14 protein-coding genes are annotated in these 15,490 nt (G+C 55.9%); 5 read left to right on the forward strand and 9 right to left on the reverse strand.

Going from position 1 to position 15,490, the window contains the following annotated elements; all coding sequences use genetic code 11:
- Positions 1 to 102: 102 nt before the first annotated feature.
- From TH25_RS00070 to cobA, 5 genes are all read right to left on the reverse strand, one after another.
- Positions 103 to 540, reverse strand: a complete 438-nt coding sequence (locus tag TH25_RS00070; protein WP_114086902.1) for a YcgN family cysteine cluster protein — start codon at positions 538 to 540, stop codon at positions 103 to 105.
- A gap of 84 nt (positions 541 to 624) precedes the next feature.
- On the reverse strand, positions 625 to 2,082 hold the full coding sequence (locus TH25_RS00075; protein ID WP_258548956.1) for a cobyrinic acid a,c-diamide synthase CobB: 1,458 nt from the start codon (positions 2,080 to 2,082) through the stop codon (positions 625 to 627).
- Complete coding sequence (locus TH25_RS00080; protein WP_258548957.1) at positions 2,063 to 2,701, reverse strand: SCO family protein; 639 nt, start codon at positions 2,699 to 2,701, stop codon at positions 2,063 to 2,065. The genes TH25_RS00075 and TH25_RS00080 overlap by 20 nt, the downstream gene beginning before the upstream one ends.
- 179 nt (positions 2,702 to 2,880) lie before the next feature.
- The gene (locus TH25_RS00085) at positions 2,881 to 3,684 is read right to left on the reverse strand and encodes a sulfite exporter TauE/SafE family protein (protein WP_114086408.1); all 804 of its coding nucleotides are present in this window, start codon (positions 3,682 to 3,684) and stop codon (positions 2,881 to 2,883) included.
- A gap of 109 nt (positions 3,685 to 3,793) precedes the next feature.
- Positions 3,794 to 4,660 (reverse strand): uroporphyrinogen-III C-methyltransferase, encoded by an 867-nt coding sequence (cobA, locus tag TH25_RS00090; RefSeq protein WP_114086904.1) that lies wholly within the window; start codon positions 4,658 to 4,660, stop codon positions 3,794 to 3,796.
- Between the two features lie 259 nt (positions 4,661 to 4,919).
- On the opposite strand from cobA, the gene TH25_RS00095 reads away from it, so the two are divergent.
- The 3 genes from TH25_RS00095 (at position 4,920) to TH25_RS00105 (ending at position 9,480) form a co-directional block, all read left to right on the forward strand.
- Positions 4,920 to 6,053 carry a cobalt-precorrin-5B (C(1))-methyltransferase gene (locus TH25_RS00095; RefSeq protein ID WP_114086409.1) on the forward strand — a complete coding sequence of 378 codons (1,134 nt, stop codon included), beginning with the start codon at positions 4,920 to 4,922 and terminating at the stop codon, positions 6,051 to 6,053.
- A gap of 98 nt (positions 6,054 to 6,151) precedes the next feature.
- Positions 6,152 to 6,949, forward strand: coding sequence for a cobalt-precorrin-6A reductase (locus TH25_RS00100; RefSeq protein ID WP_114086410.1), 798 nt, complete (start codon positions 6,152 to 6,154; stop codon positions 6,947 to 6,949).
- A 383-nt stretch (positions 6,950 to 7,332) separates the two neighbouring features.
- Positions 7,333 to 9,480: a methyl-accepting chemotaxis protein gene (locus TH25_RS00105; protein ID WP_114086411.1), complete on the forward strand. Its 2,148-nt coding sequence runs from the start codon at positions 7,333 to 7,335 to the stop codon at positions 9,478 to 9,480.
- 171 nt (positions 9,481 to 9,651) lie between these two features.
- Here TH25_RS00105 and TH25_RS00110 read toward each other — a convergent pair whose 3' ends face one another.
- From TH25_RS00110 to TH25_RS00120, 3 genes are read right to left on the reverse strand one after another with little or no spacing between them, the layout of a single operon-like run.
- The gene (locus tag TH25_RS00110) at positions 9,652 to 10,947 is read right to left on the reverse strand and encodes a TRAP transporter large permease (RefSeq protein ID WP_114086412.1); all 1,296 of its coding nucleotides are present in this window, start codon (positions 10,945 to 10,947) and stop codon (positions 9,652 to 9,654) included.
- Positions 10,944 to 11,417: a TRAP transporter small permease gene (locus TH25_RS00115; protein ID WP_181847303.1), complete on the reverse strand. Its 474-nt coding sequence runs from the start codon at positions 11,415 to 11,417 to the stop codon at positions 10,944 to 10,946. The genes TH25_RS00110 and TH25_RS00115 overlap by 4 nt, the downstream gene beginning before the upstream one ends.
- A gap of 56 nt (positions 11,418 to 11,473) precedes the next feature.
- Positions 11,474 to 12,478 (reverse strand): sialic acid TRAP transporter substrate-binding protein SiaP, encoded by a 1,005-nt coding sequence (locus tag TH25_RS00120; RefSeq protein ID WP_114086414.1) that lies wholly within the window; start codon positions 12,476 to 12,478, stop codon positions 11,474 to 11,476.
- A gap of 192 nt (positions 12,479 to 12,670) precedes the next feature.
- Between TH25_RS00120 and TH25_RS00125 the strand changes: the two genes are divergently transcribed.
- On the forward strand, positions 12,671 to 13,567 hold the full coding sequence (locus tag TH25_RS00125) for a dihydrodipicolinate synthase family protein (protein ID WP_114086415.1): 897 nt from the start codon (positions 12,671 to 12,673) through the stop codon (positions 13,565 to 13,567).
- 4 nt (positions 13,568 to 13,571) lie between these two features.
- Positions 13,572 to 14,249, forward strand: coding sequence for a GntR family transcriptional regulator (locus TH25_RS00130; RefSeq protein WP_114086416.1), 678 nt, complete (start codon positions 13,572 to 13,574; stop codon positions 14,247 to 14,249).
- 144 nt (positions 14,250 to 14,393) lie between these two features.
- On the opposite strand, the gene TH25_RS00135 is transcribed toward TH25_RS00130, so the two are convergent.
- Positions 14,394 to 15,401, reverse strand: a complete 1,008-nt coding sequence (locus TH25_RS00135; protein WP_114086417.1) for a complex I NDUFA9 subunit family protein — start codon at positions 15,399 to 15,401, stop codon at positions 14,394 to 14,396.
- Positions 15,402 to 15,490: the final 89 nt, after the last annotated feature.

The following is a 15,490-nucleotide window of genomic DNA, read 5'->3' on the forward strand; positions in this document are numbered from 1 at the left end:
GATTACCTGCCCATTTTCCCTATACTTACTATATAAAAGTATAGTGGTCGAGTCAAAAAGGTACCGACAGTTGTTTTTTTTGACCTCTTTCTCGCACGCGTTTCAGGAAGGCCAGTCGACGATGTATTTTTCAAGATCGGGATGAGCATCAAGCTCGGAAATCACACGCCCGGATACCGACATTCCCGCTTTGACCGTCGATTTCGGGTCCCCAGTCACCAGGGGATGCCAGTTTGGCAGGTCTTTTCCATCGCGCAACAGCCGGTAAGCACAGCTTGACGGCATCCAGTCGATCTCTTCGATATTTTCATTTGAAAGCTGCACACAGTCGGGCACGTGCTGCTTGCGGTTCGTATAATCGCTGCACTGGCAGCTTTCGCAATCAAGCAGGCGACACGCGACCGACGTATAAAAAAGAACATCGGTGTCTTCGTCCAGCAATTTGTGCAAACAGCATTTGCCGCAGCCATCACACACCGATTCCCATTCGTCTCGCGACATATCCTGAAGACGTTTGGTTTTCCAGAAAGGCAAAGTCATATCAAAATCCAGTCTCAGGCACCGGGCCATCGGCACCTGCGCATTTTCAAAAATAAAGTCTCATATGGAAACCCGATCCGGGGCTTAACAGATCAGATGAAAAAAAGATCCAAACACCGATCCGTTTTGCAGGCCACACGGCCCCAAATCCTGCCCATCAGCGGTTCGCGCCATCAACCATCCCGGCCCGTCGGCCCGGATCGTGCTGGCATAATGGAATTCATGGCCGCGCAAAACCATGCCCGACCTTCCCAGGGGACAATCCTGACTGATTTCTACCTGTCGATAGCCAAGATGCAAGCGTCGCTGCTCAAAACTGGTTTCAAGCGGCAATAAACCAGCCATTTGGTGCCGCTTGCCCGCACCATCCACCAGAATATCCCCCAGCACCATATAGCCACCGCACTCGCCATACACCGGCAGACCGCGCCGGGCGGCATCGCGCAAGGCGGTCATAAACCGGTCCGCTTTTGCCAGATCTGCGGCATGAAGCTCGGGATAACCACCGGGCAGATAAATCGCATCGCAGTGCTGCGCGGGGGCCTGGTTTGCCAGGGGCGAAAAATAGTCGATCCGCGCTCCGGCAGCTTCCCAACCCGCAATCAAATGCGGATAACAAAAGGCAAAGGCCGCATCGCGCGCCACCGCAATATGCCGCCCCAAAGGCGCAATCAGCACCGGCGCATTATCCGATGCGCCATCAAACCACCCGTTCCGGTGCGGGTGATGTGACAACACATCAGATGACGAAGACACAGGCCGGGGCACAGACGTTTGCGGGCTGGCATCGCCCTGTTCTGGTATATTGGCCAGGTTCCGGGCCACAGGCGCGACACCGGCAAGCTGCAAAAACCGGTCCAGGTCAATATCGCGTTCAATGATCGTGCTGGCATGGTCCAGGAAGGCCTCCAGGGCGGGATGTTCACCCGCCTGCACCAGACCCAAATGCCGTTCGGGCAGGGACAAGGCATCCTCACGCATCACGGCCCCAATGATTGGAATATCGGGAATCGCCTGCGCACAGGCCGCCATGATCAAATCGCGATGGCGGGCACTTCCCACCCGGTTCAAAATCACTCCGGCAATGCGCACATCGGCACGAAACCGGACAAACCCCTGAATAATGGCCGCGGCCGATGCCGCCTGTCCGCGCACATCAATCACCAGCACCACCGGCCAGTCCATCAACGCCGCCAAATCGGCCGATGACCCCCCGCCCCCCGCAGCCCCGTCAAACAACCCCATTGCCCCTTCGCACAGCAAAAACCGGCCCCCATCAGGCGGGCCGACATGCCAGTCGGCCAGAGCCTTGATCGCGTGATCAGACATCGCCCACGGATCGAGATTGATGCAGAGCCTGCGGCTTGCCGCCTGCTGAAAGGCAGGATCAATATAATCCGGCCCGGCCTTGGCAGCGACTACCGGCTGCCCGCGATTGGCAAGCGCGCGTAAAATGCCCAGCGTGATAACGGTTTTGCCGCTATTGGAGGCAGGGGCCGCAATCAACAGACCCGGAACGGTTTTATTCCCGGGTTTCGACAACTTTTTCAATGCCTTCGGCAATTTTTTCTGGCGTTTCACCATAATTGAAATGGCGAATATAGGCCCCGTCTTTACCCATCAGGTAAATAAAGGACGAATGATCAACCAGATAACCGTCCGAATCCTTGGGTTCGCCCTCTTCAAAGGCTTTGACATAATAAACCCGATAGGCCTTGGCAGCAGCACTGGTTTGCTCCAGCGTGCCGGTCAGGCCAATCAGGCGCGGGTGAAAATGCGGCACATAATCGGCCATCGCGGCCACCGTATCACGTTCGGGATCCACCGAAATGAATATCGGCTGGACCTGCCGGGCAACATCCTCGGGCAGCAAATCCATCGCATTGGAAATCGCCTGCAATTCGGTCGGGCAGACATCCGGGCAATAGGTATAGCCAAAATAAATCAGCATATATTGCCCGCGAAAATCCTGTTCGGTGCGGGTTTTGCCGGTTTGGTCCACCAGGGTAAACGGGCCGCCAATGGTCGCAACACCCGAACCTTTGGTTTGCCCGCCATTTTCGACCGTAATATCACGGCCCATTTCATAAAGCCGATAGCCAAAACCAAATGACAGCACCAAAATAATGGCGATGATGATGACCCAGACTCTTCTATCCACGTTTCGCCGTCCTTACCTCACTGGGCTTTATTGTCTGCAACCTGATAGCTGCCATACGCAACAGCGCCATTGCCAGGGAAGCGATATTTGCCCGTCATTCAGATCAAGTTCTTTCAACCGGCATATCCTGTTGCCGACAAAATTGCCACCCCCAGCCGGTAAAACCGGCGTGATGGCGATCACGCCATCTGATGCCAGGCCAAAACGGCCAGCACCACGGCATTGGCCACCATCAAACCCCGGCCCACCGGGGTCATGACATTGCGAAATTTACGGGTTGCATATTGCCCGATCCAGCCGGTTGCAAACAACATCGGAATGGTGCCCAGCCCAAAGGCCGCCATCACCATCCCCCCCGTCAGGGCCGATCCCCCTGCCGCCGCCAGCACCAGGGCCCCATATATCAGGCCACAGGGAATAAAGCCCAGCAACAAACCCAGCACATAGCCACGCAAACCAAACGGCGCACTGAAAAACGGCCCCAGCCGTGCCGTTACCTTGCGATTCCACCATTGTGCCAGCCCCGCAGAGGTGCCCGTCGCCCGTGCCGGGCCCCCCGGCAGAACCCCTGCCAGATGCGGCACCAGCCCGGAAATACCATAGACCAGAAAAAACAGGGCCGCGATCCCCAGCAAAACCGGGCCAATCCACCAGACCCGTGCCAAAGCAGAGATGCTGTCGGTAAAGAATCCGGCCAGAACACCCAGGAAAATATATGTCGTTAACCGACCAAAATGATAAGGAAACAGCGCAGCACCCGTCAGACGCCGAAATTCCGACATTTTATCAAGCGGCATTTTTTCCATGCGCGCTGTCACCTGGCTGACCACAAAGGGCCCGCACATCCCGACACAATGGGTGGCACTGCCCACCAGGCCCGCCAGCAATGCCGTCACCATCACACCGCCATCCTGGCGCACCGCCGTACTGCACTGTGCCCAGCCGCTTTCAATAATGCGGATCAGAATTTGCTGTTCGTCCATTGCTCTACCTGCTTGTGGGGCCACGCCCGAGGGTGGCGTAATTGTGCCGGGGCCCACCACAAAGAACAACGATATAGATCAATTGGCCTGCAACAACAAAGCAACCCGTTTATGATGTGCCAGTCGGCCTGCCATCCGGAACAATCAGATCCAAAATCTGGTCCAGGGCAACATGGCGCACCGCATCCACATCATCCTGTGGCGACAGCCAGTTCAGGCGGTCGCGCAAATCAACAACCTTGCCCACAATGCAAATGGCCGGCGGTTCAAGCTGCGAATTGGCAATATCGCGGGCGGCATTTTTCAGAGTCGTAATCAGCAATTGCTGGTGGGGGGTGGTGGCGCGGCTGATCACGGCGACCGGTTCATCTGCCGGGCGGCCATGATCCATCAGGCGGTTGGCAATGCGCTCGATATGCTTCATCGCCATATACATCACCAGAACCTGGGATCCTTCGGCCAGCGACGCCCAGTGGATGTTATCGGGCACATCGCCACTGGCCCCGTGGCCGGTGACAAAGGTAACGGCAGAATTGCAATCCCGGTGGGTTGCGGGAATACCGGCATAGGCCGCCCCGGCAATGCCGGCGGTAATACCGGGCACGACACGAAACGGAATGCCATGTTCCACCAGGGTCAGGCCCTCTTCCCCACCGCGCCCGAACACAAACGGGTCCCCGCCTTTCAGGCGCAAGACACGCAATCCCTGCCGGGCCAGATCCACAAGTTCCAGCGAAATATCATTCTGTTTGGCCGAGGGACGACCGCCACGTTTGCCTGCGTAAATCTGTTTTGTATCGGGCCGCAGCAGGTTCAGAATCCGGTCATCAACCAGTGCGTCATATACCACCACATCGGCCTGCTGCATGGCGTTAACGGCATGCAGGGTCAATAATCCCGGATCGCCCGGCCCGGCACCAACCAGCCAGACCCAGCCTGCTTCAAATACCGGAAAATCAATACCAAGTGCTGTCATGCGCCCAACAAACCCGAATTTCAGAAAAACCCCACCTGCCACATCCGGTTGCGAAACCGAACCATGACGGACATCTTACACAGAAATAGTCATCGTATGGCAACAGATAAATCCAATTTTTTCAGGTATTATTTTAAATATATACAAAATTTAAGTGTTTTTATTGACATCATCCGGCAATGGCCTGTTATTGGCAAACCCGCTAGAATACGGCCGATAATATGGCAGCCCCCAGGATAACAGGAATTCAGCCCACCCCATGACCCGCAAACCCGACGGCCCGCTACGCAAAGGATGGACAACCGGGGCCTGTGCCACCGCGGCCACCCGTGCGGCCTGGCAGGCATTGCTGTCGGGCACCTTTCCCGATCCTGTCGGCATTACCCTGCCGCGCGGTGAAACCCCGCAATTTGCCTTGGTCAAACACGAAACCGGGCCGGGCTGGGCACGGGCAAGTGTCATCAAGGATGCGGGCGATGACCCCGATGTGACCCATCAGGCCGAAATCATTGCCACCCTGCGCCGGGCCAAACCGGGGGCGGGCATTTCGTTTCATGCCGGGGCGGGGGTTGGCACGGTAACAAAACCCGGCCTGCCGCTGCCGGTGGGGGAACCTGCTATCAATCCCAAACCGCGCGAAATGATGGTGGCCCAAATCACGGAACTTGCCGCTTCCTTTGGCGTGGCCCCCGATGTGGAAATTGAAATTTCCATTCCCGGCGGCGAAGATATTGCGCAAAAAACCTGGAATCCCCGCCTGGGCATTATCGGGGGCCTGTCGGTCTTGGGGACCACCGGCATTGTCATTCCGTTTAGCTGTTCGGCCTGGATTCATTCCATTCATCGCGGCATTGATGTGGCGCGCGCTACCGGGCGCGCCCATATCGCCGGTGCCACCGGCAAAACATCGGAAAGTGCCATCCGGGCCTTGTATGACCTGCCCGACGAGGCGCTGATTGATATGGGCGATTTTGTCGGCGGCATGTTAAAATATCTGCGCCGCAACCCGGTTGCCAATGTCACCATCGCCGGGGGATTTGGCAAACTGGTCAAACTGGCACAGGGCCATTTGGACCTGCACAGCAGCCGTTCGCAGGTTGACATGGCAAAACTGGCCCAAACCGCCGCGAATGCCGGGGCGGATGAAACATTATGTACGGCCATTCGCACGGCCAATACAGCGCGCCATGTGCTGGAACTTTGCGCACACGAAAACGTTGATATTGCAGAGATCATCGCCAGGCAGGCCCGCGAAACGGCAATGGCAACCCTTGACGGTGCCAGCGCAATAGAGGTTGTCATTTTTGACCGGCAGGGCAAAATGGTGGGGCGCGCCGGACAGCTTGCGCCGCCTTGCCGCCCCCAGGCACAGACCTGCCACCGGGACTGCTGAGACGGGGCACTGGATTTCAGCCTTATCGCTGTTTAACCGCCGGTAAAGATCCGTCCATTGATGCCAGACATAACCAGACCAAAGGAAACCGCTTGCCGATGTCCGATCCTGACCTGAGACTGAAACATCATCTTTCTCCGCTCAACGTGCTGGTTTTTGGTGGCACCGGTGACGCCAACCAGATCACCAGCGAGCTTCTGGTCAGGTTTGGATCCCATATCCGTTTGCAGCTTTCGATTGCCGGGCGCACCAGTGCGCCCAATTTGCCCGATGGCGTCCCGGTGCGCATTGGCGGTTTTGGCGGGCCGGAAGGCATTGTCAAAAACCTCAAAAAAGAAGGCATCGACCTGGTCATTGATGCCACCCACCCGTTTGCCACCCAAATTTCGGCCCATATTGCCAAGGCCTGCGAACAGGCTGGCACCCCGTGCATTCAGTACCATCGTGCCCCCTGGACACCGACCGAGGGTGATCACTGGATCACGGTGCCCAACCTCAAGGCGGCCGCCCAAAAACTGCCGTCAGTGGGCACACGCGCCCTGATTGCCATTGGTCGCAAGAACCTTCACTATTTCAACAACCTGCAGGATTGCTGGTTGCTGGTCCGCACGATCGAAGCCCCCAAACAGCCCTTTGACCTTGCCAATGGCGAATGGCTATCGGCACGCGGCCCGTTTTCGGCGGACCGCGAACGCGACCTTCTGGAACGCTACGAAATTGATGTTGTCGTCACCAAAAACAGTGGCGGCGAGGCCAGCGAAGGCAAACTGATTGCCGCACGCGAATTGGGCATTCCCGTCATCATGGTTGAACGCCCGCCGCTTCAGGATGTCGATTATGCCAGCACTACCGAAGAGGTCATGCAAAAGGTCGCCCATTACCACACAACCCAGTAAGCATTATTTCCCGGCTGGAAGGCGCCCCGAATCCGGCGTAACCGCCGTTTTTGCCCTGCCGGGATGATGTTTCAGTAAAGTGACATTTCCCCTGAAAAACCGCCGTTTTCGACACTATTTCCGCCGGATTTTATACCCTGAATTGTGGTTGTCCCCCGGCGCGCATCCCCGAACATGAAAATTGGTTAATCTCCTTGCCAGCGTTAATCTGACGCGGAATATTTTCGGGCTGTCATGTCTCTGTGGGCATCAAGAGGGAAAAATAACGGGAGTCCCCTTGTCGCAACATGCCCCTGACACGGCAACAGGGGGAATTTATCCATGTCGATAGAACGGTCAAAATCGCCGCACGATGACACCAACCAGCATATGGGGAACTTGGAATGACTGGTCGTATTGGTCTGCGCGGACGCCTGATGCTTGCCATCGTCCCGATCGCTCTGCTTGCCGCAAGTGCCGCAGGCATCGGCATTTTTTCATTTGAAACCACGCGCCAACAGCAAAAAACCGTCTCGGAAGAGGCAATTCCGGCTCTTGTCACCGCCCAGCAGCTTTATGCCAAAGGCAATTCCCTGACAACGATCGGTCGAATGGTTGCCGCGGCCAACAACGAAAACGCCGTCAAAAAAGCAACCGAAAAGCTTCAGGCCGTCGAAAATGCCATTCATGACGACATTTCCCATTTGTCCGAACTTGGGGTCAATGCCGACATTCTGGGCAATTTTTCCAGTAAAACCGGTCAACTTGGCAAAAACATCCGACGTCTCAGTGAAACGCGCCTGACGCTGTTCAGCCTCGGCACACAGTTGAACGAGCGCGCACAGGAAAATGCCAGTGCGGCCGCCGCCATCGAAAAACTTGCCAATAATCTGGGCATGAATGCCGCGATGAATCTGAATGACAATGCAAGTTCGCTCTATGCCTTGATCGGCGACCCGGCGCAAACCTCGCTTGCATCGGACAAGCTTAATGACCTGCTGGATGTCAATGCGATCAATATGCAGAACATGAGCGAACTGCGCGCCAACGCCTTCCAGATTCCGGCAACCGGCGACCAGATTCTGGCAACAACCAACAGCGAAGACCTGGATCGCATCAAATTTCAGGCTGACCCGATGCTGGTGCAATTGCAAAAAGGCATTGAACGCATCAGCGACAAGGCCGAAAAAACCAACGGTCAGAAGCAGTTTGACATCATTCGTGCAAACCTGAACCCCAATGCCGACCACAACCTGTTTGACCTGCAACACCAGCGCCTGGAAACCGGTGCCGAACTTGACAATATTCTCGATCAGAACAACAGCATTTCGGTCGATATCGCCCAAAGCGCCCAGCAGGTGCTCGAGCAAATGCAGGATAAAATCGACACCGCCAACCACGCTGTTGAAGGCACCATCGAGGCATCCCGAACCGTGATGATCGCCGTTATCATTGCTGTTATTGTCATCTCCGGCCTCATCCTGTGGTTTTACGTCCAGCGCAACCTTTTGCGCCGTCTGATCGGCCTGAACAGGGCCATGACACGTCTTGCCAGCGGCGATCTCGAAACACCAGTTCTTGACAAGGGACACGATGAAATCGCCGATATGGCCGTTGCGGTTGAAACCTTGCGCGAAAACGGCCTTGAAGCCCGGCGTCTGCGCGCGGAAAACAAAGAAGCCGAACAGCGCGCCGAACAATTGCGCCGCCAGACCCTGCTGGAAATGGCAGACGGGTTTGAAGCCACCATCAATGCCCTGGTGGCCGAACTGGTCAGGGCTGCGGGCGACATGGGCGACACCATGAGCAAAATGGCCGACAATGCCGGTAATAACGTCAGCCGGGCGATGGAAGTCACCAATGCCTCGCAGGAGGCCTCGCGCAATGTCAGTGCCGTCTCCTCGGCCACCGAACAGCTTTCGGCGTCGGTGCGCGAAATTGAACGCCAGATCGTCAAGGCCGAGGAAATTTCGCAAAATGCCGTCGGTCAGGCCCGGCGCTCCGATGAAACCGTGCGCCAAATGTCGGAAACCGCCTCTCGCATTGGCGAAGTCATTAACCTGATCACCAATATTGCCGATCAAACCAACCTTTTGGCATTAAATGCCACCATCGAGGCCGCCCGGGCCGGTGACGCCGGCAAAGGCTTTGCCGTTGTGGCAGGCGAAGTGAAAAACCTTGCCACCCAGACCCAGCGCGCGACCGACGATATTGGCCGCCAGATCGAAGAAATGCGTAACGTCAGCAACGATGCCGTTGAAATGATCTCCGCAATCGCGCATACCATTGGCGAAATGGATGTGATTTCGGCCTCGATCGGGGTGGCAATGCGCCAGCAGGGTGCGGCAACCGGCGAAATTGCAACGGGTTCCGAGGAAGCCGCAAATGGTGTGCGCCATATGTCGAGCAATATGGAAAGCGTTTCGCAAACCGCCAGCACGGTGCAAAACCTTGCCAGCCATGCCCGTGACATTGCCGCAGAGCTGCTGCGCAAAACGCAGAACCTGCAACTTGAGGCCAATAATTTTGTCAGCCGGGTTCGCGCCGACTGACATGCAAAAAGAAGCCGGACTGGTTTGCATTTGATGCCTGGTTTGCCCCAGCCCGGTTCGGCTTTGCCCTTTGGCGCAATCCAAAGGGCACCTACAACAAACCCCCGCCGGTTCTTCAAAACCGGCGGGGGTTTGTTTTGACATGGCGATCAACAGGTAATGTCGCGGGCCTTAACCCGCATAGCCAAACATGCGTGGCAACCACAAAACAATCGACGGAATAAGCGTCATTGCCAGAAGGGCCAGCAGCAGCACAAAAATAAACGGCCAGATTTCGCGGATAATATCGCGCAGCGGAATACCCGTAACCCCGTTAAGCACAAACAGCACCACCCCGTAAGGCGGTGTCACCAGGCCAATCATGATATTGACCGTCACCACCACACCAAAATGCACCAGATCAATGCCCAGCATTTTGGCAGCCGGCAAAAACAGCGGCACCACAATCAAAAGCAGAGTCGTGGCATCAAACAGGCAGCCCAAAAGCAGGATCAGAACATTGACACCCAGCAGGAAAACAATGGGCGACATTTCCAGCCCGGCCAGTGCGCCTGCCACCATCGAAGGCACGTTTTCGCTGGCAACCAGGTAATTCAGCACCAGGGCCGAGGCAATGATCAACCCGACAACCGAGGTTGAGCGCGCCCCATCCAGGACCAGCTTGTAAAAGTCTTTCCAGGTCAATGAACGATAGAAAACCACCGACAATATCAGGGCATAAACCGCGGCAACCGCCGCCGCCTCGGTCGGGGTGGTCACACCGCCATAAATGCCATAGAGCAAAATCACCGGCAGCATCAGGGCCGGGAAGGCCCGCATGGTCAGGCGCGGAATTTCGCGAACCGGTACCGCCTCGTCACGCGGGAAATTGCGGCGGCGCGCTGTAATGGCATTCAGAATCATTAACACCAGTGCCAACAAAAGCCCCGGCACAATCCCGCCCAAAAACAGATAACCGATCGAGGTATCGGAAATCAGCGCATAGAGGATCATGGGAATGGACGGCGGAATGATCGGACCGATCACGCTTGAGGCGGCCGTCAAGGCGGCGGCATAGCCCGGCAGATAACGGTTATTGCGACACATCAGGTCAATGATCACACGGCCAATACCGGCGGCATCGGCAATCGCAGAGCCCGACATGCCCGAAAAAATCAGGCTCGCCATCACATTGACATGGGCAAGACCACCCCGCATGCGGCCGACAATGGCAACACAGAAATTCAGCAACCGGTCGCTGATCGTTCCGGCATTCATGAAATTGGCCGCCAGAATGAACAACGGCACCGCCAGCAGGACATAACTGTTAAACAGGCCATTGAGCGCCTGCTCCGCCACCAGCCCCACATCCTGCCCGGTCATGAAAAGATAGGCAATGGAACTGGCCAGGGCCGCAAGTGAAATGGGCATACCAATGGCGCCCAGCAGCAAAAAGCCACCCAGGCTAAGCGTAAAGGCCAGGCTCATGGCTGTTCCCTTTGTTCTTCTTCGTCCCCGGCAATGGCCGCGACTTCATCCTGCCAGCGGCGAGTCAACAGCCGATACAGCGACACGACAGACCGAATAACCACCGCAATAATGAAAACCGGGAAAATCGCATAGATATAATTCAGCGGAATGCGCGTGACCGGGGCCTTTTCGATATGCATGAACTGCACATAATCAATAATCACCGGCAGACCGGCAGCAAAGGCTGCGCCAATGCAAAAAATGCCCAAAATCGCCATCACCCGTTTCTGGCGCGGACTGGCAACCAGAAACAGCATGTTGAACGACACATGTTCGCTATCGCGCAACAGGAAGGCAGATGTCCAGAACACCAGCCAGATATACAGAATAACGCAGACTTCCACCGTCCAGCCCAAGGGGGCATTCAGGACATAGCGGGAAAAAATCTGCACAAGAAAGGTTGCGAACATCACGATGAACAATGTCACCGCGATGCCCTCGCAACCTTTTTTCATCATGGATCCGAATGATCGCACAACTTGGCTCACTTAACTGCGTTGATACGCTCGACAATGCCTTTCGGCCAGTCTTTGGCAAAATCGGAATTCAGGTAGTCCTGCTGTACTTTCTTGCGGAAAGCCTCAACATCAGGTTTGTAAACCTTCAGGCCCTGTTCCTTGAAAAAGTCGATCAGCTTTTCCTCGTCTTCGATGCGATGAACATTATTGTAAAGTGTTGCCACTTCCGCCGCATCATGCACGATTTTCTGCTGTTGTTCGCTCAGTTCGTCATAGGTGCTTTTGGCCATCGACAGGAACACGGCATCCACCAGATGACTGGTCAGCACAATCTGATTGGTCACTTCATAGAATTTCGCGGCCTTGACAGTCGGCAGCGGGTTATCCTGCCCGTCGATCGTGCCGGTCTGAAGGCCGGTATAAACTTCGCCAAAGGCCAGCGGGGTGGCATTGGCACCCAGGGCATTGCCCAGGAACAGCCAGGCATCGGAACCAGGCATGCGCAGCTTCACACCGGCAAGGTCAGCCGGGGTTTCGATTTTCTTGTCGCCGCGCAAATCAAGCTGGCGGGTACCAAGATAACCGACATCGAGAATTTCGATATTCATGTCATCGGCGACCATCTTGTAAAATTCTTTACCGATGTCGCTGTGGAAAACATGGCGCTGATGGTCCGGATCGCGAATCAGATACCCCGCCGTGAAAACCGACCAGGCCGGAATCTGCTTGGCAATATCCTGGGCCGAAATCATTGCCATATCAAGGTTGCCGCGCTGCATGGCGGCAGGCTCGGTCCCCTGTTTGAACAGGCTGGCATTCAGGTGAATTTCAACATCAAACTGGCCCGGTGCGTTCTTTTCCAGCTCGTCTTTAAACACGGTCAGCATTTTGGCATGCCAGTCGCTTTCAACCGCCGGGGTCGAGATGCGCAATTTGATCGGATCCGCCATTGCCGATGTAGCCACACCGGAAAAAGCCAGAATCGCCGCCGCCGCAATACCGGCTGTGTATTTGGGTAGATGTTTGAACATTTATGGTCCTCCCGTGGACTAGTTACCTGATCTGTCTCGATTATTGTTCTTTTTGGATGGCGACCGGCGGAAAATCAACCAGGTTTGTCACGCCAACAAACATATTGTATAACTAACATGTTAGTGATAAACAACACTTAAATCCTCCAATATCAAACACTATTTCAGGCCGTCGCCTGACAGGAACACACCATGACTTTTGACGCCACCCAACCCTTTGGTATCTCTGCGGCTCTGACCACGCCCTTTACATCTGCGGGCAATATCGACCATGCCCTGCTGGTTGCCCACGTAAAGAACGTGCTGGCAAAGGGATGCAACTCTGTCACGCTGGGCGGCACCACCGGCGAAGGCCCGTCTCTTTCGCAGGAAGAAAAGGTTGCGGCCCACAATGCCATCACGGCAGCAGGTGTTCCGGCACAAAAAATCGTTTTTGCGATTCTCGAATCCGCCCTGCCCAATGCCGTGGCCCATGCCCGTCAGGCCGCCGATCTGGGCAGCACCCATATTTTGCTGGCCCCGCCCTTCTATTTCAAAGGCGTTGCCGATAACGGCCAGCTTGTCTGGTTCCGCAAAATGCTGACGGAAATCGCACCAAGCGGCCTGAAAGTGATTCTCTATCACATTCCGCAAGTAACGGCCGCGCCCGTCACCCCCGATATGGTGGCCGAACTGAAAAAAGACTTCCCGGCCATGATTTGCGGTGTGAAGGATTCGGCAGGCCAGTGGGAAAACACCGAAGAGCTTTTGAAGCGCTTTCCCGACCTTGATATTCTCATTGGCGATGAACGCCTGCTCGCACGTGGTGTTGCCTTGGGGGGAGCTGGTGCCATCAGTGGTGTTGCCAATTTCCGCCCCGACCTTTTGACCGATATTATGGCCCAAAAACCGGACGATCCCCGGGTAACGGATCTGGTAAATGCCCTGCTTGAATATCCGGTCACACCGGCGGTCAAGGCGCTGGTCGGTCATCTCGATCAGGAACAATCCTGGCGTGAAGCACGTGCCCCCCTTGCCGGTTTAACGCCAGAGCAGTATCAAGCCCTGACAAAACGTTACAACGACCTGTTCGCATCGCCAGAGAGGTAAGAATATGACAGAAGCCGCCCGGCCCCGAGGAGAACGCAGCCTTCGCAGCCGCGCCTATGACAGCTTTACCGAGCGGCTTCTGGCCCGCGACATTCTGCCCGGGCAGTTTCTGTCGCAGCGTGAACTGGTGGAAATTACCGGCATGCCGCTGGGTGCTATTCGCGAACTCGTGCCCCGGCTGGAGGCCGACGGCCTGATCACCACCGTGCCCCAGCGCGGCATGCAGGTGGCCCATATTGACCTTGATCTGGTGCGCAATGCCTTTCAGCTCCGCATGTTTCTGGAGCTGGAGGCCGCGGCCCTTTTTGCTATCAATGCCACCGATGACATGATTGCAAACATTCGCGAAGCCCACGAAGCCGTGCTGCGCGATGCCGAAAAAGGCATCACGCCGGACCTTCTGGAACACGCACAGGCCGTGGACTGGTCCCTGCATGACTGCATCATCGATTCGCTCAATAACGCCATCATTTCCAATGTTTACCGGGTCAATTCGGTTAAAATCCGCCTGATCCGCCAGGAACGGTTCCGTCTGAACGAAAAACTTCTCACGACCGTCATGAATGACCATCTCGAAATCATTACCGGCTTTGAAGCCCGCGACCCGGACCGCGCCGTCACCGCCCTGCGCAACCACCTGGAAAATGCCCGCGGCCGCGCCCTTGGTCTGGGGGAGATGTGACCAACTATGCCTTTGGAATTTTAAGCTTTTGCCAGACAAAAACACCCCGCTACCTTGTTGTAGCGGGGTGTTTCATTTTTTCTATCACCTCACAACGGAATGCTAGGCCAAATCGCGCCAGCACTCCGTCCGGTGAAAGCACGCTCAGGTGAAACGGCGGAACTCGCCGCTTTTGCGCGGCGGACGGAAGCGTTTCAGATAGGACGGTGCGACGGTTTCAAGGCAGTTCGGCACAATCCCCATATCGGCAAAGGTTTTGGCATCATCCGATACAACATTATCGGTCTTGAGCAAACGGACCTGATCGGGTGTTAGTGGCGGTTTGGGCAGGAACTGCATGAAAAACGCCATGATGGAGGCCAGCCAGAATGGCACCGGCAGCAGGCAAACGCGCTGACGGGTCAGTTCGCGCATGTCATCAAGGATCTGACGGAAGCTGTATTTTTCCGGTCCACCCAGTTCAAAGGTTTCACCCGCCAGGGCTTTATCCTCGACCGCCTTGAAAAAGGCATCGGCAACATCGCCCACATAAACCGGCTGGAATTTCGGCCCGCCGTCGCCAAAGAAATCAACCGAACCTTTGCCCAGGTCAACTTCGGGCAGGGCGGGCGTGCCAACAACCGGAATAACCGGCAGGATACGGGCCATTGCGGCAAACTTGTTCAGGAAGTCATCTTCCGGGCCAAAAATGACCGACGGACGGAAAATAACCGCGTCGGGGAATGCCGAACGCACCGCCTTTTCACCAGCAAGTTTCGAGGTGGCATAAAGCGAATGAGGGTTTTTGTTCGCGCCCAGGGCGGACATGTGAACCAGCGTTTTGACACCGGCTTCCTTTGCGGCCTCGGCAATGTTTTTTGCCGCCACAACGTGCATGTTCATGAAGCTGCGCGAACCGCGCTCATATAAAATGCCGATCAGATTGATCACCGCTTCGGCACCGTCAACAGAGCGGCGAATCGCCTCCGGGTCGCTTACATCGCAATGCACCGGGACCATCTGGCCGAGATAGCCCATCGGCTTGAGCTTTTTGGTCCGTTCAAAATAGCGGGTCGGTACACGGACGGTATAACCGGCTTCCAGCAGGCGCTTGACGATATAGCGCCCGACAAAGCCGCTGCCGCCAAATACAGTGATGATACGACGATCCATTTTAAATTCTCTCCTCGTCGGCCTCTCTCGGGTCCGCACTGATGGCGCGCCAGGGGATGGCTGCCCGATCCGGGAATGGAAACCGTCAT

The sequence above is a fragment of the Thalassospira profundimaris genome (genome assembly GCF_003326755.1).
In the GTDB taxonomy this organism is placed as follows: Bacteria; Pseudomonadota; Alphaproteobacteria; order Rhodospirillales; family Thalassospiraceae; genus Thalassospira; species Thalassospira profundimaris_B.